20 protein-coding genes are annotated in these 21830 nt (G+C 66.9%); 1 reads left to right on the forward strand and 19 read right to left on the reverse strand.

Annotated elements, in window-relative coordinates:
- Window positions 1–8: 8 nt before the first annotated feature.
- The 3 genes from ACZYW1_RS05410 to ACZYW1_RS05420 are packed head-to-tail and all read right to left on the reverse strand — an operon-like array spanning window position 9 to window position 2879.
- Entirely contained in the window at window positions 9–530 is a 522-nt protein-coding gene (locus tag ACZYW1_RS05410) for a DUF6912 family protein (RefSeq protein ID WP_463783911.1), read from the reverse strand.
- A 10-nt stretch (window positions 531–540) separates the two neighbouring features.
- Window positions 541–1428, reverse strand: a complete 888-nt coding sequence (gene ppk2 / locus ACZYW1_RS05415) for a polyphosphate kinase 2 (RefSeq protein WP_463783912.1) — start codon at window positions 1426–1428, stop codon at window positions 541–543.
- 50 nt (window positions 1429–1478) lie between these two features.
- Window positions 1479–2879, reverse strand: coding sequence for a WS/DGAT/MGAT family O-acyltransferase (locus ACZYW1_RS05420; protein ID WP_463783913.1), 1401 nt, complete (start codon window positions 2877–2879; stop codon window positions 1479–1481).
- A 155-nt stretch (window positions 2880–3034) separates the two neighbouring features.
- Here ACZYW1_RS05420 and ACZYW1_RS05425 point away from each other — a divergent pair, with 155 nt between their 5' ends.
- Window positions 3035–3571, forward strand: a complete 537-nt coding sequence (locus tag ACZYW1_RS05425; protein WP_463783915.1) for an Rv3235 family protein — start codon at window positions 3035–3037, stop codon at window positions 3569–3571.
- A 13-nt stretch (window positions 3572–3584) separates the two neighbouring features.
- Here ACZYW1_RS05425 and ACZYW1_RS05430 read toward each other — a convergent pair whose 3' ends face one another.
- From ACZYW1_RS05430 to ACZYW1_RS05505, 16 genes are all read right to left on the reverse strand, one after another.
- Window positions 3585–4742: a cation:proton antiporter gene (locus ACZYW1_RS05430; protein WP_463783917.1), complete on the reverse strand. Its 1158-nt coding sequence runs from the start codon at window positions 4740–4742 to the stop codon at window positions 3585–3587.
- Between the two features lie 4 nt (window positions 4743–4746).
- Window positions 4747–5229, reverse strand: coding sequence for a cation:proton antiporter regulatory subunit (locus ACZYW1_RS05435; RefSeq protein ID WP_292975047.1), 483 nt, complete (start codon window positions 5227–5229; stop codon window positions 4747–4749).
- Between the two features lie 4 nt (window positions 5230–5233).
- The gene (gene secA / locus ACZYW1_RS05440; protein WP_463783918.1) at window positions 5234–8032 is read right to left on the reverse strand and encodes a preprotein translocase subunit SecA; all 2799 of its coding nucleotides are present in this window, start codon (window positions 8030–8032) and stop codon (window positions 5234–5236) included.
- Between the two features lie 116 nt (window positions 8033–8148).
- The gene (hpf, locus tag ACZYW1_RS05445) at window positions 8149–8838 is read right to left on the reverse strand and encodes a ribosome hibernation-promoting factor, HPF/YfiA family (protein WP_463783919.1); all 690 of its coding nucleotides are present in this window, start codon (window positions 8836–8838) and stop codon (window positions 8149–8151) included.
- Window positions 8839–9098: 260 nt separating this feature from the next.
- Window positions 9099–9734, reverse strand: coding sequence for a ComF family protein (locus ACZYW1_RS05450; RefSeq protein ID WP_463783921.1), 636 nt, complete (start codon window positions 9732–9734; stop codon window positions 9099–9101).
- 28 nt (window positions 9735–9762) lie between these two features.
- Window positions 9763–11523 carry an MtrAB system accessory lipoprotein LpqB gene (gene lpqB, locus ACZYW1_RS05455; protein ID WP_463787693.1) on the reverse strand — a complete coding sequence of 587 codons (1761 nt, stop codon included), beginning with the start codon at window positions 11521–11523 and terminating at the stop codon, window positions 9763–9765.
- Entirely contained in the window at window positions 11523–13181 is a 1659-nt protein-coding gene (mtrB, locus tag ACZYW1_RS05460) for an MtrAB system histidine kinase MtrB (protein ID WP_463783922.1), read from the reverse strand. The genes lpqB and mtrB overlap by 1 nt, the downstream gene beginning before the upstream one ends.
- Before the next feature lie 196 nt (window positions 13182–13377).
- Window positions 13378–14064, reverse strand: coding sequence for a two-component system response regulator MtrA (gene mtrA / locus ACZYW1_RS05465; protein ID WP_292975057.1), 687 nt, complete (start codon window positions 14062–14064; stop codon window positions 13378–13380).
- An 84-nt stretch (window positions 14065–14148) separates the two neighbouring features.
- Window positions 14149–14778 (reverse strand): dTMP kinase, encoded by a 630-nt coding sequence (locus tag ACZYW1_RS05470; RefSeq protein WP_463783924.1) that lies wholly within the window; start codon window positions 14776–14778, stop codon window positions 14149–14151.
- A 123-nt stretch (window positions 14779–14901) separates the two neighbouring features.
- Window positions 14902–16374: an adenosylhomocysteinase gene (gene ahcY / locus ACZYW1_RS05475; RefSeq protein ID WP_463783926.1), complete on the reverse strand. Its 1473-nt coding sequence runs from the start codon at window positions 16372–16374 to the stop codon at window positions 14902–14904.
- Between the two features lie 97 nt (window positions 16375–16471).
- Window positions 16472–17131, reverse strand: a complete 660-nt coding sequence (locus ACZYW1_RS05480) for a TetR/AcrR family transcriptional regulator (RefSeq protein ID WP_463783928.1) — start codon at window positions 17129–17131, stop codon at window positions 16472–16474.
- Window positions 17132–17202: 71 nt separating this feature from the next.
- The gene (locus ACZYW1_RS05485) at window positions 17203–17385 is read right to left on the reverse strand and encodes a rubredoxin (RefSeq protein ID WP_463783931.1); all 183 of its coding nucleotides are present in this window, start codon (window positions 17383–17385) and stop codon (window positions 17203–17205) included.
- Window positions 17382–17558 (reverse strand): rubredoxin, encoded by a 177-nt coding sequence (locus ACZYW1_RS05490; RefSeq protein ID WP_463783932.1) that lies wholly within the window; start codon window positions 17556–17558, stop codon window positions 17382–17384. The genes ACZYW1_RS05485 and ACZYW1_RS05490 overlap by 4 nt, the downstream gene beginning before the upstream one ends.
- On the reverse strand, window positions 17558–18781 hold the full coding sequence (locus ACZYW1_RS05495) for an alkane 1-monooxygenase (RefSeq protein ID WP_463783934.1): 1224 nt from the start codon (window positions 18779–18781) through the stop codon (window positions 17558–17560). Before ACZYW1_RS05495 ends, ACZYW1_RS05490 begins: the two co-directional genes overlap by 1 nt.
- 207 nt (window positions 18782–18988) lie before the next feature.
- Entirely contained in the window at window positions 18989–20212 is a 1224-nt protein-coding gene (locus ACZYW1_RS05500) for an alkane 1-monooxygenase (RefSeq protein WP_463783935.1), read from the reverse strand.
- 105 nt (window positions 20213–20317) lie between these two features.
- Window positions 20318–21820, reverse strand: coding sequence for an amino acid permease (locus ACZYW1_RS05505; protein WP_463783936.1), 1503 nt, complete (start codon window positions 21818–21820; stop codon window positions 20318–20320).
- Between the last annotated feature and the right edge of the window lie 10 nt (window positions 21821–21830).

Raw genomic sequence — 21830 nt, forward strand, 5'->3', positions numbered from 1 at the left:
ACTGTGAATTAGAGCAGCTCCAGCAGGAATGGCAGCTCTTGAGCGGCATACCAAGCCAGGTCATGGTCCTGGGCATCCCCGACCGTCAGCTCGGCGTCCTCGTCGCCCAAATCAGCCGCGTCGATCACCTCGACAGCGGCCCTGACCTGGCCTTCGGCCGCAGCGTTGTCGACGAACGCCGCGACCACCTCATCGGTGGTCACCGGCGCCCCGATCCGCACCACCGCGTCGTCGAGATCCGGGCGCAGTGTGACGTCGCCGACATCGGCGACCAGTACCGCGCGTCGCGGCGGAAGCGCACCGTTCGGCTCACCGAGTCCCTCGCCGTCCGCGGCGCCGGCCATCAGTCGCAGCGACGCCAGTGCCGCCTCCCGCAGCGCGACCTCGCCGAGCTCGTCGTCGTCGCCTTCGGCATACGACTCGCGCAGCTTAGGGGTCACCGCGAAAGCGGTGCCGTTGACCGGCCGCAGCGAGCCGTCGGTGACGAGTTGCTGCAGCATGGACAGCGTCACCGGAATGTAGATGCGCATGGGTAAGCGGTTATCCAGCCTTCTCCGTATGTGCCATCAACGTTGCCACATGATCGTCGACGTAGGTCGACAACTCGCGCGGCGGGCGTTGATAGTTGCCGCTGATCTCTCGATGGTCAGGGAGCTTGACCTTCGGCACCTCCACCTCGTGGTACTCGATGGTGGACAGCAGATGCGCCATCATGTTGAGCCTGGCGTGCTTCTTGATGTCCGACTCGACGACGAACCACGGGCTGGCGGGCGTGTCGGTATGCAGCATCATCTCGTCCTTGGCCCGCGAGTAGTCCTCCCAGCGATTCAGCGACTCGACGTCCATCGGGCTCAATTTCCATTGCCGCACAGGGTCATTCAGTCTGGACTTGAATCGGCGCAACTGTTCGTCGTCGGACACCGAGAACCAGTACTTGCGCAACAGAATCCCGTCGTCGATCAGCATCTGCTCGAAAACTGGTGTCTGCTGCAAGAACAATGCATGCTCCTGCGGCGTGCAGAATCCCATCACCGTCTCGACCCCGGCGCGGTTGTACCAGGACCGGTCGAAAATCACGATCTCGCCTCTGGTCGGCAGGTGCGCGATGTAGCGCTGGTAGTACCACTGTCCGCGTTCCCGGTCGGTGGGTGCGGGTAACGCGGTGACGCGTGCGACGCGCGGATTGAGGAATTCGGTGATTCTCTTGATGGTGCCGCCCTTGCCGGCGCCATCACGACCTTCGAACACCACCACGATCCGCGTGCCGGTGGCTTTCACCCATTCCTGCAGCTTCACCAATTCCGTTTGCAGCCGGAACAATTCGGCCTCGTAAAGGTCGTTGGGGATCTTCTTCGCTTTCGGTGGCTTGTCCTTTTTCGAGGCCTTCGTTTTGGACGACTTGCCATTGGCCGATCCGCTGCTGCTCATGCTGATGAATCGTAGGTGGCTGAGCCGTTTCCTTCTCGGCGAAAGACGGCTTACTGAGCGGCTTCCAGCAGTTCATCGAGCGATTCGGCCAGCAGGGACGGTAGGACGTCGACGTCGCTCATGGCGTCGCGATCGGCGTTGATGCCGAAATACATCATGCCGTTGTACGAGGTCACCCCGATGGCCAGCGCCTGGTTGTTCAGCAGCGGCGGTACCGCGTAGGTCTCGAGCAGCTTCGCGCCCGCGATGTACATCTGCGACTGGGCACCCGGCGCGTTGGTGATCAACAGGTTGAACAGCCGTGGCGACAAGCTGGTCGCGACACGAATTCCCATGGCGTGCAACGTCGGCGGCGCAAAGCCCGACAGCGTTGCGATGGTGCGGGCGTCGACCAGGCTGGCCGCCGTCGGATTCGTCTCGGTGGCGTGGGCGATCTGCGACAGCCGCACCACCGTGTTGCCCTCGCCGACCGGCAGGTCGACCAGAAACGGCGCCACCTGGCTGATCGCCTGGCCCCGGTTCGAGGAGTCGAAGGCCTCGTACACCGGCAGCGGAGCCATCGCCCGCACCGTCTCGGTATGTGCGGCGGATTCTCCCCGCGACAGCAGCCAGTTGCGCAGCGCACCGGTGACCACTGCCAGCACCACGTCGTGGACGTCGCAGTTGTATCGGGTGCGGATGGTCCGGTAGTCGTCGAGTCGTCCGACCGCCACTGTGTAGCGCCGGTTGCGCGACACCGTGGAGTTCAGCGGGCTGCGCGGCGCGTTGCCCCGGGCCAGGGTCCGGGCGACGTCGAACATCCGCCGGCCCGCGTCGACCACTTTGCTGGAGTTGGTCACCAGATCCACGATCCCGCTGTGGACGGCCTTCATCTGGGCCTGGGGACGGGTGGCCCAGTCGCCGACCGCTCCCAGCATCAGCTGCATGGCGCCCGGTTCGCGGGCCGGCACCCAGATGTCTTCGACGAAGGGCGGCGGACGGCGGTTGCGGTCGGCGATCACGTGGCTGATCTCGGCGGCGCCCATGCCGTTGATCAGTGCCTGATGCGATTTCGTGTAGAGGGCCAACCGGTTCTTCGCCAGTCCCTCGACCAGGTACATCTCCCACAGCGGCCGCGACCGGTCGAGCGGGCGCGCGGCGAGACGGCCGATCAGCTCGTGGAGTTGCTCGTCGCTGCCCGGCGACGGCAGTGCCGAGCGCCGGACGTGATAGGTGATGTCGAAGTCGCGGTCGTCGACCCAGACCGGCCGGGCCAGTCGCATCGTGACTTCGCGAACCTTCTGCCGGTATCGCGGGACCTGTGGCAGCTGTCGTTCGACGGCGGCCAGCAGCGTCTCGTAGCTCAGCCCGGACCGCGGTGCCCGCAGAATCGACAGCGAGCCGACGTACAACGGGGTCGCCGAGTTCTCCAGCTCGTAGAAGGAGGCGTCGGACGCGGACAAGCGGGTCACATTGCCCCTCCCCTGATCGTCGGCGAATCGGTTCCTCGACCAATATGCCGTAAACGCCGACCGTGCGCCGTGGCGCAGCGCACAGCAGGAATACGCGCCCACGCCGATTGTGCGATGATCCTCCCACTCGTCTGCCACTCTCCAGCAGGCCAGCAATGACGGCCCCTCACTTCGCGCGGGAGAGTTCTGTGTCGACCAGCGTCAACCCCTCGAATGCGACCGCTGTCGCGGTCACCCCCGTCGTCGATTGCGAGCCACCGGCCCGCGATGTGCGGCACTGCCCTCCGCCGTCGCCGGCCACGCTGCGCAAACGCAATACGCATGCGCCACAACGTCATCCGACGCCGCAGGTCCTGTCTCTGCCGATGCGGCAAGCAGCCGGCTTCGCCGACGCCGCGCTGCGCCGGGTGCTCGAAGTCATCGACCGTCGCCGCCCGATCGCTCAGCTCAACGGACTGCTGGCTCCCGGACTCGTCGACTCGGTGCTCTGCGCCAATCGCCGGTCGGCCAACCCGTCCGGCGTTGCGGTGTTGCGCCGGGTTCGGCTGCAGCCGGCCGGGCCGACAGCGGCGGAGGTGTTCGGCAGCTACAGTCGCGGGCCACGGATGCACGCCATCGCCTGCCGCATCGAGGCGGGCCGACACCTCGACGGCGCCGGACGCTGGCAGGTGGTTGCGCTGCACATCGGCTAGGCCCGTCGGGCTATCAAGCCCAGCCGGGCGCGCGGGCGGGCAGCGGGCCGCCGCTGAACCGGGCCAGCACCGGCCCGAGCACCGCGACGACGAACACGTACGACATCGCCACCGGCGCCAGCCCGTGGATCGATGTTCCGGCCAAACCGATGATGATCAGCGAGAACTCGGCGCGGGCGATCAGCGCCGTACCGGCGCGCAACTGCCCTCGGCGCGCCACCCCGTCCCGCCGCGCGGCGTACATACCGGTCGCCACCTTCGCCGCCCCGGTCACCACCGCGAGGCCGATCGCCACCGGCAGCACGGGCGCCAGCTCACGCGGGTCGACCGCGATGCCCACCCCGAGGAAGAACACCGCGGCGAACAGATCCCGCAGCGGCCCCAGCACCAGCCGGGCCCGGTTCGCGGTGTCGCCGGTCAGCGTCAGGCCCACCAGGAACGCCCCGACAGCGGCCGACGCGTGCACCTCTTCGGCGAGCGCGGCGACAATCAGCGTCACGCCGAGCACGCGCAGCAGCAACTGCTCGGAGTCCTGGGCGCCGACCAGCCGACCGAAGTAGTGACCCCAGCGGTGCGAGACCACGAACGCGATCCAGAACGACCCGACCCCGATCACCATGCCCAGCAACGCCTTCAGCCAGGTGCCGCCGCTGGCCAGCACCGCGAACACCGGCAGGTAGGCCGCCATCGCGAAGTCCTCGAGCACCAGCACCGCCAAAATCGCCGGCGTCTCGCGGTTACCGACCCGGTCGAGGTCGTCGAGCAGCCGCGCGATCAGACCGGACGACGACACGTACGTCACCCCGGCCAGCGCGAGAATCCCGATGCCCGGAAACCCCAGTAGCCAGCCCGCGATCGCCCCCGGGGTCGCGTTCAGCACGACGTCGACCAGCGCCGAGGGCACGTGCTGCTTCATGCTGCTGGCGAACTCGGCGCCGGAGAACTCCAGCCCCAGGGTCAGCAGCAACAGCACGACACCGATCGGCGCCCCGGTCTTGACGAAGACGCTGGCCTCGGTCACCGGCTGAATACCGCCGATGCCCAGCCACAGCCCGGCCAGCAGATACAGCGGGATCGGCGAGAGCGCGAACCGGCGGGCGAGTGCGCCCAGTAGCGCGAGCGCAGTGAAAACCGCGCCGAGTTGCAGGAGCAGCGGCGCGGAAATCTGCACAGGCTCAGCCTTTTTGGACGATCTGCTGCACGGCGCTGATGCCGGCCTCGGTGCCGACGACGATCAACACATCTGCGGCGCGCAGGATCTCCGACGGTGCCGGCGACGCGAGAACCTCGTCGTTGCGGACGATCGCCACAATCGAGGCGCCGGTCCGGGTGCGGGCCTGGGTGTCGCCCAGCGGACGATCCACGAAGATGCCGCCGGGCAGGATGTGGACCTGGCCGGCTTCCAATCCCGGGATCTCCTTGGTCAATTCGGTGAACCGTTCGGCGATCCGCGGCGCCCCGAGGATCTGCGCGACGGCGTCCGCCTCCTCGTCGGTCAGACGGAACACCGGGCGGGCCTCGTCGGGATCGTCGCGGTCGTAGAGCACCACCTCGAAGTGGCCGCCGCGCCGCGCGATGATGCCGATCCGCTCACCGTGGGTGCTGGCGAACTCGTAGCGCACACCGATACTGGGCAGCAGGACCTCTTTGACGTCCACGGTGCTACCTCCGTTTGGCCTTCGCGTGCTTACCCTGACGCCGGGCCGCCTCACGCCGCTCGCGGCGGGAACCGCCACCGGCCTGGGGACCACCTCCGTTGCCCTGCACCTGCGCCGAACCGTCTTCCGCGGGACCGGTGTAGGTCAGCGGTGGCGCCTCGTTGTCAATTCCCTTGGCGCGCAACGCAGGTGCCGGCTCGCGGGCCGCCCCGGTCTGCTGCTGGGCACCGGCCGCGGCAGCGCTGGCGAACTCGGCCAGGCCTTCCGGCTCGTCCACCGCGCCGACCTGTTGGGTCGGGACCGCTTCGACCGCGACGTTGAACAAGAAGCCGACCGACTCCTCCTTCAGGCCGTCGAGCATCCCGGTGAACATGTCGAATCCCTCGCGCTGGTACTCGACCAGCGGATCGCGCTGCGCCATCGCACGCAGGCCGATGCCCTCCTTGAGATAGTCCATCTCGTAGAGGTGCTCGCGCCACTTGCGGTCGATGACGTTGAGCAACACGTTGCGCTCGAGTTGGCGCATCGCCCCCTCGCCGGCCAGCTCTTCGAGCTCGGCCTCACGCTTGGCGTACGCCCGGTCGGCGTCCTCGACGAGCGCATCGAGCAGTTCCTCGCGGGTCAGCTCGCCCGGTTCCCCGACCGCGTCGGAGTCGATCAGCGTGTGATGGTCGATGCCGACCGGATACAGCGTCTTGAGGGCCTCCCAGAGCTTCTCCAGGTCCCAGTCCTCGGCGAAGCCCGCTGCGGTGGCGCCGTCGACGTAGGCGGTGATCACCGCGACCAGCATGTCGTGCGCCTGCTGCTGGAGGTTCTCGCCTTCCAGGATGCGGCGGCGCTCGGCGTAGATGACCTTGCGCTGCTGGTTCATCACCTCGTCGTACTTGAGGACGTTCTTGCGCACCTCGAAGTTCTGCTGCTCGACCTGGGTCTGGGCGCTCTTGATCGCCCGGGTCACCATCTTGGCCTCGATCGGCACGTCGTCGGGCAGGTTGAGCCGGGTCAGCAGTGACTCCAGCGCGGCACCGTTGAAGCGGCGCATCAACTCGTCACCCAGCGAGAGGTAGAAGCGGGATTCACCGGGGTCACCCTGACGTCCCGAGCGGCCACGCAGCTGGTTGTCGATGCGGCGTGACTCGTGCCGCTCGGTGCCCAGCACGTAGAGCCCACCGGCGTCGATCACTTCTTTGGCTTCGGCGGCGGCCTCGTCTTTGACGATCGGCAGCTCTTCGTGCCACGCCGCGTCGTAGTCGTCGGCGGTCTCGACGGGGTCCAGGCCGCGGGCGCGTAGCCGCAGGTCGGTCAGGAAGTCGACGTTGCCGCCCAGCACGATGTCGGTACCACGGCCGGCCATGTTGGTGGCGACGGTGATAGCCCCGCGGCGGCCGGCCTCGGCGATGATGCCGGCCTCCTGCTCGTGGTACTTCGCGTTCAGCACGTTGTGCGGGATGCGTCGCTTCTGGAACTGGCGCGACAGGTATTCCGAGCGCTCCACGCTGGTGGTACCGATCAGCACCGGCTGGCCCTTTTCGTACCGCTCGCTGACGTCGTCGACGACCGCGATGTACTTGGCTTCCTCGGTCTTGTAGATCAGGTCGGTCTGGTCGGCGCGGACCATTTCCCGGTTGGTCGGTATCGCGACCACGCCCAGCTTGTAGATCTCGTGCAGCTCGGCGGCCTCGGTCTCGGCCGTACCGGTCATTCCGGAGAGCTTCTCGTAGAGCCGGAAATAGTTCTGCAGCGTGATGGTCGCCAGGGTCTGGTTCTCGGCCTTGATCTCGACGCGCTCTTTGGCCTCGATCGCCTGGTGCATGCCCTCGTTGTAACGACGACCGACCAGCGTGCGGCCGGTGAACTCGTCGACGATGATCACCTCGCCGTCGCGGACGATGTAGTCCTTGTCGCGGGAGAACAGCTCCTTGGCCTTCAGCGCGTTGTTGAGATAGCTGACCAACGGCGAGTTGGCGGCCTCGTAGAGGTTGTCGATGCCGAGCTGGTCCTCGACGAACTCGACACCGAGTTCGTGCACGCCGATGGTGCGCTTGCGGATGTCGACCTCGTAGTGGGTGTCCTTCTCCATCAGCGGGGCGAGGCGGGCGAACTCGGTGTACCAGTTCGACGCCCCGTCGGCGGGCCCGGAGATGATCAGGGGCGTGCGGGCCTCGTCGATCAGGATCGAGTCCACCTCGTCGACCACCGCGAAGTTGTGGCCGCGCTGGACACAGTCGTCCAGCGAGTGGGCCATGTTGTCGCGCAGGTAGTCGAAGCCGAACTCGTTGTTGGTCCCGTAGGTGATGTCGGCGGCGTAGGCGACGCGCCGCTCGTCGGGCGTCATGTGGGCGAGGATCACGCCGACCTCGAGCCCGAGGAACCGGTGCACCCGGCCCATCCACTCGCTGTCACGTTTGGCCAGGTAGTCGTTGACCGTGACGATGTGGACGCCCTTGCCGCCGATGCCGTTGAGATAGGCCGGCATCACCGAGGTCAGGGTCTTGCCCTCACCGGTCTTCATCTCCGCGACGTTGCCGAAGTGCAGTGCCGCCGCACCCATCAACTGGACGTCGAAGGGCCGCTGGTCGAGCACCCGCCAGGCCGCCTCGCGGGCCACCGCAAAGGCCTCGGGCAGCAGGTCGTCGAGGCTCTCGCCGTCCGCGTGCCGCTTCTTGAACTCGGCCGTCTTGGCCCGCAGCTCGGCGTCGGTGAGCTTCTCGATGTCGTCGGACAAGGTGTTGACGTACTCGGCCACCCGCTTGAGGCGCTTGACCATGCGACCTTCACCAACGCGCAGCAACCTACTCAGCACAGCTTTGTCCCCTAGGTGATTGCCCGGCTCCTCCTCATCGCGCTATGCGCTCTGCATCGTCGCCGGGCGGATCGAAGTCTTCAGCGTTCCCCATCCTAGGTGACGAGCACGTTCGCCTAGGCCAGGCGGATCAGACCGTAGTCATAGGCGTGCCGCCGATAGACGACCGACGGTCGTTCGGTTTGGCTGTCGTAGAACAGAAAGAAGTCGTGGCCGACCAACTCCATCTCGTAGAGCGCGTCGTCCACCGACATCGGCTTGGCCTCGTGCTCCTTGGTGCGCACCACCCGGCCGGGCTGGTGCCCGTTGGTGGCGACGTCCGGGTCGCCGAAGTGGGGTGTCTCGATGTCGTCGAAGGCGGGTTCGGGGTCCGGCAGCACAGCGGTGGCGGCGGCCAGCGACACCGGGGTCTTGTCGCCGTAGTGGACTTTGCGGCGGTCCTTGACGCGGCGGAGCCGGCCTTCCAGCTTGGCGACCGCGGCCTCGAGGGCGGCGTAGAAACTGTCTGCGCAGGCTTCGCCCCGGACGACCGGCCCGCGACCGCGAGCGGTGATCTCGACGTGCTGGCAGGACTTGCGCTGGCGACGGTTGCGCTCGTGGTCGAGCTCGACGTCGAACAGGTAGACGGTGCGGTCGAACCGCTCCAGGCGGGCGAGTTTCTGCGAGACGTAGACGCGGAAGTGGTCGGGAATTTCGACGTTGCGACCCTTGACGACGACCTCGGCCTGCGCCATCGGTTCGTTTTCGTCGGAGTCGATCGGAGATTCAGCCAGCAGCTGTCCGGAATCTACGGTTTGTCTTGACATACGTGACAACTCGTTTCTCTCGCATTGCACGCGACGAAGCGCGCCGGGTATCGGGTCTTCGCGTCGACGGGGTTTTCCGAGGAGTGGCCGCCCGCCGATGCAAGGTGTCGAAGAATTCACCCCCTACCGTGACGGTGGCGCCGCGGGCTGCGATCAGATGCGCTGCCCTGAGGCGTTGTGGTGCTTGGGCTTGACGCTAGACCGTGACGGGTGGCGGGGCCAGCATTTCGACCGACCTGTTGCGAGTTCTTCACAAACGCTCACGCCGCAGCCAGTGCCAGCACAGCCGTCACCCGGGCCCCCGCGGCGTGCAGCACCCGAACCGACTCCCGGGCCGTCGCCCCCGTCGTGACGACGTCGTCGACCAGCAACACCTCGCGGCCGGCCGGCGGGCACCCCCGCAGCACCACCCGCCCGGCGATGTTGCGTTCTCGCGCGGCGCTGCCCAGCCCGGTCGAGTCGCGCGCCGACGCCTTCATCCGCAGCGCCTGCACCACCTCGACGCCGGGATGGCCGGCGGTCGCCCGCCGGGCGATCCGGGTCACCGGGTCTCCCCCGCGCTGCCGGGCCGACCAGCGGCGGGTCGGGGCCGCGACGATGGTCAACGGCTCGTCGAGCAGACCCCACAGCAGCAGGCGGTGGACACCGAGAGCCAGCGAACGTGCCAGCGGCACTTGCAGATCGGAGCGCCCACGGTCTTTCATCGCGACAATCGCGCGCCGCCGCGCCCCGGCGTAGCGGCCGAGCGCGAAAACAGGCACCAGCGGGTCGATCCGCGGCGTGACGACCCGTGGTGCGTCCGGACCTACGACCAACTCGTCGGCGCAGGCCGCACACCACCGGGTCGACGGCGCGCCGCAGCCACCGCATTCCAGCGGGAGAACCAGATCCAGCACGGCTCGATTCTGACGCCGCACACCGACATCAGCCGGGCATCACCGGCATCGCCCCGCCCGCCATGAAGGGCGGGACGTCCAGCCAGCCCTGCACGCCTTCGGCGCCGGAGATCGACAGCTGCATCACCCCGCGCGGGTCGGCCACGTACACCGTCGACGGGTTGGCCGCGATCACGCCGACCGGTTGCTGCAGATTGCCACTCGGCGCGTCCGAGTTGACCCCGTCGATGTTGACGTAGGACACCGGATGCTCGGCGTCGTTGCGGCTCACCGCGATGTCTTCGTCGGTGCGCCAGGCCAGCGACATCACCGACGAACCCAGACCGAAGCCCAGCCGCCGCGGGTAGACCAGGGTGAACTGGCCGGCCGGGGTCTGTTCGACGCTGGCGCAGATCACCTGCCCGTTGATCACCATCGCCGCCCGGGTGCCGTCCCGGGACAACTGCAGCTCGGCGATCACCCCGGGAAAGCGGTTGGACACCGCGGCGGAGTCGACCGGCAGGCGGGCCGGCTGGCCCGACGCGGTTTCCTGGATGGCGCGCAACACGGTGTTGCCGTCGGCGACCACCCAGACCGACTCGTCCAGCGACCAGGTGGGTCGCGAAAGGGTATGTCCGTCAGCGGCTTCGGCGGCTTCACCACCGAGATCGCCGATCCACAACGACGACGCCATGTCGGGGGCGCCCGGGCGCAGTGTGACGATCGAGGCCGCCAGATGGCCGTTGCGGGACAAAGCGGCCGAGGTCTGGTCCGTTGTGCGCCCGAAAGCGCCGGGCACCGGGTCGGAGCGTTGACCGTCCAACGCCACCACCCGTCCACCGATCAGCGCGTGTACGCCGGCCGCGGCACCCTCGGCCACCCCCGGGTCGGTGGCGGCGACGTCGGTGGTGTTCCAGCCGTCGGCGAAGCGGTCGTCCAGCGAGGCGCCGTCGGCCTTGATCACGTACGGCCCCTTGATGTCCGCCCGCGCCAGCGTCCAAATGATCTGCGCCGCAACCAGTTGCCTGCTACGCGGGTCGGCGACGGTGAGCAGTTCCAGGTCGATGCGGGCGCCGCCGTAGCCGCGGCCGACACCGCCTTTGCCGCCGTCGGCACGGGTCACCGGGCCGCGTAGCCGCACCGGCGGGGTCAGCATGTTGTGCACGCTTTTCGCCATCTCCGGGCGCGGGCCGGCGATCAGCTTGGACACCAGCTCGGTGGCCAGCTGGTCGCGATCGGACACTGCGACATATCGCGGGTCCGGCACCATCGTCTTGCCGGTAGGGTCGGAGAAGTACAGCGTGTCGCGTTTGTAGGTGGCCTGGAATTGCTGCCAGTCCAGGAAGACACCGTTGGGCAGCTTGTCGATGCGCCAGCCCGCGGGTGTTTTGACCAGTTCGATCGGACCGGGGTCGGGTAGCTGGCCCCCGGCGGTCTCGAACACGCCGATATCGGACAGCGAACCCAGGATGTCGGCCCGCATCACCACCGAAACACGTTCGGCACTATGGGTTTCGACGAACACCACGTGGTCGATCAGCAACGCGCTGCCGGCGTCGTCCCACGAGTTGGACGCTGATTGGGTCAGGAATTGCCGCGCCGCCAGATGCCGGTTGGCGGGATCGGCGGTGGCTTTGAGGAATTCGCGCAGTAGCACGTCGGGGTCCATACCGGGCGAGGGCTTGGGCAGGTTGGCCGGCGCCGGCCGGTCGACGGTGCCGATGGCCTGCGGGGCAGACCCGTTCGGCACGCCCGCGCAGCCGGTCAGGACGACAGCCAGCGCGATCAGCAGTGCGGTCAGCCGGCGGATCACAAGGCCCGCTCGGCGTGCTCGCGCTGCCGCGAAGAACGCTCTTTACGTTCCGGGGCAACCGGTTTCATCGGCAACGGACTCGTTGTGACCTTGTGGCCGCGGACCAGTGGGAGCGTCAGCCGGAAGCAGGCTCCGTTGCCGGGCTCACCCCAGGCCTCCAGCCGGCCCTGGTGCAGCCGCGCGTCCTCGACGCTGATCGCCAGCCCGAGACCGGTGCCACCGGAGCGCCGCACCCGCGACGGGTCCGAGCGCCAGAACCGGCTGAACACCAGCTTCTCCTCACCGGGCCGCAACCCGACGCCGTAGTCGCGCACGGTGACGGCGACGGTGTCCTCGTCGTAGCCCATCCGGATCCGCACCGGCTTGTGCTCGGCGTGGTCGATCGCATTCGCGATCAGGTTGCGCAGAATGCGCTCCACCCGGCGCGGATCGACCTCGGCGATGACGTCTTCCTCCGGCATGTCGACGATCATCTGCACCCCGGCGTCTTCGGCCAGGTGTCCGACGTTGCCCAGCGCGCTGTTGACCGTGGTCCGCAAATCCACTGCCTCGACTGACAATTCGGCGACACCGGCGTCGTGTCGGGAGATCTCCAACAGGTCGCTGAGCAGCGACTCGAACCGGTCCAGCTCGTTGACCATCAGCTCGGTGGATCGCTGCAGCGCCGGCTCGAGGTCTTCCATGTGGTCGTGGATCAGGTCCGCGGCCATCCGCACCGTCGTCAGCGGAGTGCGTAGCTCGTGGCTGACATCGGAGGTGAATCGGCGCTGCAGGTTGCCGAACTCCTCGAGCTGGGCGATCTGGCGCGACAGGCTCTCGGCCATGTCGTTGAACGACACCGCGAGCCGGGCCATGTCGTCTTCGCCGCGGATCGGAATCCGTTCGGAGAGATGGCCGTCGGCGAATCGCTCGGCGGTCCGGGCGGCCGCGCGCACCGGGACCACCACCTGCCGGGTCACCATCCACGCGATCCCGGCCAGCAACACCATCAGCACCAGGCCACCGGTCGCCATGGTTCCCCGGACCAGCGCGATGGTGCTCTGCTCGTTGCCGAGCGGAAAGATCAGGTACAGCTCGAGATTGTTGACCCGCGACATCGTCGGGGTGCCGATCACCAGGGCCGGGCCCGAAAAGCCCTCGGTGTGCACCGTCGCGTACTGGTAGGCCACCTGCCCGGCCTTCACGAAATCGCGTAGCGAGTCCGGCAATTGGTCGACCGGGCCAGCCGACGCGGCCGGCCGGGGACCCTGGCCCGGCACCATCAGCGCGGCGTCGAACGCGCCGGCCATACCGGCGCCGGAGGTCGGGTCGGTCTTCGACGTCAGCGTGTTGCGGGCCAGCTGCAGGCTGCTGTCCAGCGAGCGCGCCTCTTCACCGCTGACGATTCCGCTGACGGTGCTGCGGGCACGCTCGATCTGCTCGGTGGCCGCGCGCAGCTTCACGTCGAGCACCCGGTTGGTCACCTGGCTGGTCAGCACGAAGCCCAGGGCCAGGATCACGGCCAGCGACATTCCGAGAGTCAGGGCCAGCACCCGCAATTGCAGAGAGCGCCGCCATGCCACACCAAGCGCGCGGCTCAACGTTCCCATGCCCCGCACTACCGGGCCGGAACGGCCCGAACGACCACGAAACCGCGGTCTCGATGCCCAAATCAACGACGCCGCTCCTGCGAGTCGCGCGTGACCTCAATGACGCCGCTCCTCCGCATCGCTGACGCTCTGCATCGTCGCCGCACCGAACCGTTTTCGCCGCTCCTCCGCATCGCTGACGCTCTGCATCTTCGCCGCACCGAACCGTTTTCGCCGCTCCTCCGCATCGCTGACGCTCTGCATCGTCGCCGGCGGGCACAGATCACGGAGGTCCGGCCTTGTAACCCACTCCTCGAACGGTCAGCACAACGGTCGGGTTCTCCGGGTCTTTCTCGACCTTGGCCCGCAGACGCTGGACGTGCACGTTCACCAAACGGGTGTCCGCGGGGTGGCGGTAGCCCCACACCTGTTCGAGCAGCACATCACGAGTAAACACCTGACGCGGTTTGCGCGCCAACGCCACGAGAAGGTCGAACTCCAGCGGCGTCAGCGAGATCTGCTCGCCGTTGCGGGTGACCTTGTGGGCGGGCACATCGATGTCCACGTCGGCGATCGAGAGCATCTCGGCCGGCTCGTCTTCGTTGCGGCGCAACCGTGCCCGGACCCGGGCGACCAGTTCCTTGGGCTTGAACGGCTTCATGATGTAGTCGTCGGCACCCGACTCGAGTCCGAGCACCACGTCGACGGTGTCGGTCTTGGCCGTGAGCATCACGATCGGGACTCCCGAGTCGGCGCGCAACACCCGGCATACGTCGATGCCGTTCATGCCCGGCAGCATCAAGTCCAGCAACACCAGATCTGGCCGCAGTTCGCGCACGGCCGTCAGCGCTTGAGTGCCGTCACCGATGACCGCGGTGTCGAACCCTTCTCCCCGCAGCACGATGGTCAGCATCTCGGCCAATGACGCGTCGTCGTCGACCACGAGAATCCTTTGCCTCATGGCGTCCATGGTGTCACCAGATCTTGATAAAACACCGCTACCACGCGCGTGTTTCGGCACCTATTACCACAACTGCCCCATCGCTGACGGCAACTAGGCCATCAATTGGACCGCCAAGCGGCCCGGATCGACGATTTCGTCGACCACCAGCCAACGCCCGCCCCAGTTCGCCGCCGCCAACTCGGCGTACACCGCGCCGGTGCGCTGCTGCAGCCCGGCATCGCGTTCATAGGCGTCCCGCGCCCGGCCGGCGTCGACGCTGGCGCGGTGGCGAGCCCGCCGATCGGCGAGTTGGGCCGACACCCCGAGATAGATCTGCCAGTCCGGCGCCGGCAGACCCAGCCGGCCGAATTCGATGTCGCGCACCCAACCGACCGCTTCGCCGTCGGCCGTCTGATGTAGGCGGGCCGCGCTGTAAGCGGCGTTCGACGCCACGTAGCGGTCCAGGATCACCAGGTCGTGCGCGTCGCGCAGCGCCTCGATCTCGGTGCGCGCGTCCGCGCGGTCGAGGGCGAACAGCATCGCCATCGCATACACCGACGAGGCGAGGTCGCCGTGCTGACCGTGCAGCGCCTCGGCCGCCACGTCGGCGGTCACCGACTGCCCGTAGCGCGGAAAAGCCACTGTCGCCACCGATTTCCCGGTGGCCTGCCACGCCGCCCGCAGGCCGTCGGTGAGCGTCCGCTTGCCGGCGCCGTCGACGCCTTCGATAGCAATCAGCACGGCGCGAGCCTAGTCGGATGACCTGGCCGCGCCGTGCTGATTGTTGGTGTCGAGCGCTCCGCTAGCGGAGCGATGGGTGCCGAACGCTCCGCTGGCGGAGCGGTCGGCACCCGAGGCGATAACTCAGTAGCGGTAATGGTCCGGCTTGTAGGGGCCGTCCACGTCGACGCCGATGTACTCGGCCTGCTCCTTGGTGAGCTTGGTCAGCTCGCCACCCAGTGCTTCCACGTGGATCTTGGCGACCTTCTCGTCCAGGTGCTTGGGCAGCCGGTAGACCTCGTTGTCGTACTCGTCGTTCTTCGTCCACAGCTCGATCTGCGCGATGACCTGGTTGGAGAAGCTGTTGCTCATCACGAACGACGGGTGGCCGGTGGCGTTGCCCAGGTTCAGCAGTCGGCCCTCGGACAGCAGGATGATCGACTTGCCGCTGTCCGGGAAGGTCCACACGTCGACCTGCGGACGGATGTTGACCTTGGTCGCGCCCGACTTCTCCAGCCGCGAGACCTGGATCTCGTTGTCGAAGTGGCCGATGTTGCCCAGGATGGCCTTGTCCTTCATCGCCTTGATGTGCTCGAGGGTGATGATGTCCTTGTTGCCGGTGGTGGTGATGACGATGTCGGCCTCGCCGATCACGTCTTCCACCCGCTTGACGTCGTAGCCCTCCATCAGCGCCTGAAGAGCGTTGATCGGGTCGATCTCGGTGACGGTCACCCGTGCGCCCTGGCCGGCCAGCGAGTCCACCGAACCCTTGCCGACGTCGCCGTAGCCACAGATCAGCACCTTCTTGCCACCGATCAGCACGTCGGTGCCGCGGTTGATGCCGTCGATCAGCGAGTGCCGGCAACCGTACTTGTTGTCGAACTTCGACTTGGTCACCGAGTCGTTGACGTTGATCGCCGGGAAGGCCAGGTCGCCCGCGGCGGCGAACTGGTAGAGCCGCAGCACGCCGGTGGTGGTCTCCTCGGAGACACCCTTGATGGACTCCGAGATCGTGGTCCACTTGTTCTTGTCGGCTTCCAGGCTCTTGCGCAGCAGGCTCAGGAACACCCGGTGCTCGTCGGAGTCGTCTTCCTCGTCGGGCGGCACCACGCCGGCCTTTTCGAACTGCGCGCCACGCAGCACCAGCATGGTGGCGTCACCACCGTCGTCGAGAATCATGTTGGCCGGCTCGTTCGGCCAGGTCAGGATCTGCTCGGCGGCCCACCAGTACTCCTCGAGGGTCTCACCCTTCCACGCGAAAACCGGGACGCCCTGCGGCTTTTCCGGAGTTCCGTGCGGTCCGACGACCACCGCGGCGGCGGCGTGGTCCTGAGTGGAGAAGATGTTGCAGCTCGCCCATCGAACTTCAGCGCCGAGGCTGGTCAGCGTCTCGATCAGCACGGCGGTCTGCACGGTCATGTGCAGCGAGCCCGAAATGCGGGCACCCTTGAGCGGCTGGACGTCGTGGTACTCACGGCGCAGCGACATCAGGCCTGGCATCTCCTGCTCGGAAAGCTCGATGTCGCGGCGTCCGTATTCGGCCAGCGACAGGTCGGCCACCTTGAAGTCGAGCCCGTTCACCACATCGGCGGTCAGCTGCTGTTCGGTCGTCGTCATCTACTACTCATTCCTCCGGGTCAACTAATTAGCTTGGTTACATATTAGACGCGACATGTTCTTGGTCGCGATCTGAGGTCAGGCGATGGCGACAAGCCTATTCGCTGGGTTGTGAGCCCTCGCCGGTGGGACCACCAGCAGCCCACTGGCCCACGTCAGTCCGCAGCTCACCGTAGCGCTCAGCGGCCGGGGTCATGAGTCGTGCCAGGTCAGCGGCTACGTCGTGGTCGGCCTCCGGCGGCATCGACACATAACTCATCGCGAGCCGGACGATCGCCCGGGCGATCATCCCGGAATCGGCCTCGCTGGCGCGCATCCAGCTGTCCATGAACGACGACGTCAGGCGGGCCGAGCAGTGCGAGATGATCGGTCCGCTGTCGGTGGTGATGATCTGCAGCAGATCGGGCTTCGCCGCGCCGGTGAGCAGCGAGATCACCAGCGGGTCGGCCGCCGAGTCGGCGAAGAACGCCCGAAAACCCTGCAGGAACGCGGCGTAGACCTCGCCGACGTTGGCGTAGATGGCGTCCTCGACCGCGTCCACCAGCCGGTCGGCCAGGCGCAGCGCATAGCCCTGCGCCAAACCCTGGCGCGAACCGAACTCGTTGTAGATGGTCTGCCGGCTGACGCCCGCGGCGCGGGCCACGTCGGCCAGCGTGATTGACGACCAGTCGCGGCTGCCCAGCAACTCACGCATCGCGTCGAGCACCGAGTCACGCAGTAGGGCCCGCGACGCCTCGGCGTACGGGACCCTTCGCATACGCGCGACCCTAGCGCCAAGACCGCCGCGACTGTGTATCGCGGCGGCCGGCGTTGTCGCGCTGGCGGTGGTCACGACCGCGCGACTTCCACCATCTCGAAGTCGGACTTGGCGGCACCGCAGTCCGGGCAGCTCCAGTCCTCGGGGATGTCGTCCCAACGGGTTCCGGGCTCGATGCCGTCTTCCGGCCAGCCCTTGGCTTCGTCGTATTCGAAGCCGCACTGCACGCAGACGAAGAGTTTGTAGTCGCTCATGTCGATACCTCCGTTGATTGTTCGAAGTCGGTCTTCTCGAGAACTGCACAGTCCGGGCAGCACCAGTCCTCCGGGATGTCTTCCCAGCGGGTTCCCGGCGGGAACCCTTCCCGCTCAGCGCCTTTGGCCTCGTCGTAGACGTAGTCGCAACCCGGGCAACGGTAGGCCGCCATCACGCGGCGGCGCCGTAGCGGGCCTGCACCTTCTCGCGCAGGCGCGGTTGCACGTTGATCCGGCTGATGTCGCCGTTGTAGTGCTCGATCACCCGGTGATCCATCAGCTTGCGCCACAGCGGGGGAATGTAGGTTACGCCGATCAGCGCGGCGTAACCGCTCGGCAGGTTCGGCGCCCCGTCCATGCTGCGCAGCGTCTGGTAACGCCGGGTCGGGTTGGCGTGGTGATCGCTGTGCCGCTGCAAGTGGTAGAGGAACAGGTTGGTCACGATGTGATCGGAGTTCCAGCTGTGCTCCGGCGTGCAGCGCTCGTAGCGGCCGTTCTCGTTCTTGCTCCGCAGCAGGCCGTAGTGCTCGAGGTAGTTGACCGACTCGAGCAGGCTGAAGCCGAAGACGGCCTGGACGATCAGGAACGGAATCAGTGCGGGTCCGAACGCCACCAGCAGCACGGCCCACAGCACGGCCGTCATCAGCCACGCGTTGAGCACGTCGTTGGACAGGTAGGTCTTCGGGTTCCACGGGCTGGCGCCTTGGCGGCGGATCCGCTGGGCCTCCAGCCGCAATGCCGACCGAAGGCTGCCGAAGACGCTGCGCGGCAGGAACTCCCAGAACGTCTCACCGAATCGAGCGGACGCGGGGTCTTCCGGCGTCGCCACCCGGACGTGGTGGCCGCGGTTGTGTTCGATGTAGAAGTGGCCGTAGCCGGTCTGCGCCAGCGTGATCTTGGACAACCAGCGCTCCAGCGACTCCTTCTTGTGCCCCATCTCGTGCGCGGTGTTGATGCCGACGCCGCCGAGAGTCCCGACCGACAGTGCCAGGCCGATCTTGGCCGGCCAGCTGAGCGACCCCTCGAAGCCCAGCCAGCTCAGGTTCGACGCGGTGAACAGATAGGCGCCCACGACCACGCTGAGGTACTGAAAAGGAATGAAGGCGTACGTGCAATAGCGGTAGTACTTGTCGTTCTCCAGCCATTTCATCGCCTCGTCGGGCGGGTTGTGGCCGTCCGCGCCGAAGCGCAGATCCAGCGCGGGCAGCACGATGTACAGCAGGATCGGGCCGATCCAGAACCACACCTGCGACGCCGTCTGCCAGCCCAGCTGGTTCATCGCCCAGACAATCGGGAGCACCGCCAGCAGCAGCGTCGGGACGATCAGTCCCATCAGCCACAGGCCACGCTTCCGGTCTTGCCACATCGTCGTGTCTTCGGTTGATCCGGCGGTCATATCGCCAACCTCCTTGTGAGCCATAACACCTTGAGATTGGACATTAGCGCGTTTGGCGTCCCCTGTCTAGACACAGAGGCATGTTTTGTAAACGGCATGGCCGCGAGCACCATCGCGCATACAGGCGTCGTGCCTGTTCACACGTGAATTTTTTCGCAGCCCGAGAAACAGGCGCGTGGATGCCGCCTCGGCGGCCTCAGGCCGCGATCAGGCGGCAGCGCCGTAGCGGGTCAGCACCTTGTTGCGCAGCCGCGGCTGCAGATTGATCCGGGTGACGTCACCGCCGTAGTGCGCCAGCACGCGGTGGTCCATCAGCCGGCGCCACAAGGGCGGCAGGTAGGTCACTCCGATCAGCGTCCCGTAGCCGCACGGCAGGTTCGGTGCCCCGTCCAAGCTGCGCAGCGTCTGGTAGCGCCGGGTCGGGTTGGCGTGGTGATCGCTGTGCCGCTGCAGGTGATACAGCAGCAGGTTGGTGACGATGTGATCGGAGTTCCAGCTGTGCTCCGGGGTGCACCGCTCGTACCGCCCGTTGGCCCTTTTCTGCCGCAGCAGGCCGTAATGCTCGAGGTAGTTGACCGCCTCCAGCAGGCTGACGCCGAAGGCCGCCTGAATGAGTAGGAACGGCAGCAGCGCCCAGCCGCACAGCGCGATCAGCACGGCCCACAACACGACGGTCATCAGCCACGCGTTGAGGGCGTCGTTGGACAGGTAGGTTCTCGGATTCCACGGGTTGCCGACCTTCTGTCGGATCCGTTTGGCTTCCAGCCGCAACGCCGACCGCAGACTGCCGAAGACGCTGCGTGGCAGGAACTCCCAGTACGTCTCGCCGAAGCGGGCCGACGACGGGTCTTCCGGTGTGGCGACGCGGACGTGGTGGCCTCGGTTGTGCTCGATGTAGAAGTGGCCGTAGCCGGTCTGAGCCAGTGAGATCTTGGACATCCAGCGCTCCAGGGAGGCCTTCTTGTGCCCCATCTCGTGGGCGGTGTTGATACCGACTCCGCCCAGCGCGCCGATCGACAGCGCCAGGCCGATCTTGGCCGGCCAGCCGAGCGGCCCTTCCTGACCCAACCAGCTCAAGTTCGGCGCGGTGAACACTCCGGCCGCCATGAACAGGCTCAGGTACTGCAGGGGCACGAACGCGTACGTGCAGGCCCGGTAGTACTTGTCCTCCTCGAGTCGCTGGGCGACGTCGTCGGGGGGATTCTGCCCGTCCGCCCCGAAATGCACGTCGAGCGCCGGCATCACGACGTACAGCAGGATCGGGCCGATCCAGAAAAGCACTTGCGATGCGGGGTACCAGCCCAGTTGGTTCATTCCCCAGATGAATGGCGTCACGGTGATCGTCAGCGTCGGGAAAACCAGGCCCATCATCCACAACCGGCGCTTACGGTCCTGCCACTCCATCGTGTGGTCGGGTGATCCTGCTGCCATATCGCTGACCTCCGTGCGACTCGTTCCCCCCGAGACGCAATGAGGCGCAAGGGCACCCCGCGTTTGATCTTGAAGCAGCGATATTAAAGGTAGGGGCCGCCTCTTTCAAACGGAGGTCGTACCCAGTTGCACACCATCCTCGACAGCGGCATCTCGGGCGGCCAGCACGGACTTGCGACGGCCGTAGGCGGCGTAGACGACCACGCCGGCAAGCATCCAGATTCCGAACCGCAGCCAGGTGACGACGGTGAGGTTGACCATCAGCCAGACACATGCGCCGACCGAGGCGATCGGCAGCAGCGGCACCAGTGGCGCGCGGAAGCCGCGGGGCAGGTCGGGTCGGGAGCGGCGCAGGACGATGACGCCGGCGGACACCAGGAGAAACGCGAAAAGCGTTCCGACGTTGACCATTTCCTCGAGCTTGTCGGTCGGAAACGCCGATGCGGTGATCGCGACCATGACGGCGACCAGCACGGTGATGCGGACCGGCGTACCGCGCGCCCCGGTCTTGGCCAGCCTGCGCGGCAGCAGCCCGTCGCGTGCCATCGCGAACAACACCCGGCAGCCCCCGAGCAGCAGCACCATCACCACGGTGGTCAGGCCGGCCAGCGCGCCGACCGAGATGATTCCCGACGCCCAGTGCACGCCGTTGGCCGCGAACGCGGTGGCCAGGTTGGCGTGGTGGCCGTCGGGAGTGGTCTTGAGTTGGGCGTAGGACACCATCCCGGACAGCACCACCGACACCGCGACGTACAGCACGGTCACGATGCCGAGTGTGGCCAGAATGCCGCGCGGAACGTCGCGCTGCGGATTCTTGGTTTCCTCGGCCATCGTGGCGACGATGTCGAATCCGATGAACGCGAAGAACACGATCGACGCCCCGGCCAGCACGCCGTACCAGCCGTAATGGCTGCTGTGGGCGCCGGTGAGCAGGGACAGCAGCGACTGGTCGATGCCGCTGCCGGACCGGTCGGCCTCCGGAGGCGGGATGAACGGCGTGTAGTTCGCGGCCTTGACGTAGAAGGCGCCGACGACGATCACCAGCAGCACCACCGCGACCTTGACGGCGGTCACCACCGTGGAGAAGTGCGACGACAACTTGGTGCCCAGCGCGATCACGGTGGACACCAGCGCGACGATCAGCAATGCCCCCCAGTCGACCTTGACCGGACCCAAAGCGACTGTCTCACTGGCAAATCCGAACACCGTCTGCAGATAGCTGGACCACCCTTTTGCGACGACGGCAGAGCCGATCGCCAGTTCCAGCACCAGGTTCCAGCCGATGATCCAGGCGACGAATTCGCCGAACGTCGCGTAGGAGAAGGTGTAGGCACTACCGGCGACCGGCAACATCGACGCGAACTCCGCGTAGCACAGCGCGGCCAGCCCGCAGGTGGTGGCGGCGATCAGGAAGGAGATCCAGATCGCCGGCCCGGTGATGTCTCCCGCGGTGGACGCGGTGACGGTGAAGATACCCGCGCCGATCACGACCGACACCCCGAATACGCAGAGGTGCCACCAGCTCAGATCCTTGCGGAGCTGGGTGTCCGGGTCGTCGGTGTCAGCGATCGACTGCTCGATCGACTTGGTGCGCCAGCGACCCGCCATGCACCCGGAC

This window comes from Mycobacterium sp. IDUB_36, from assembly GCF_055419225.1.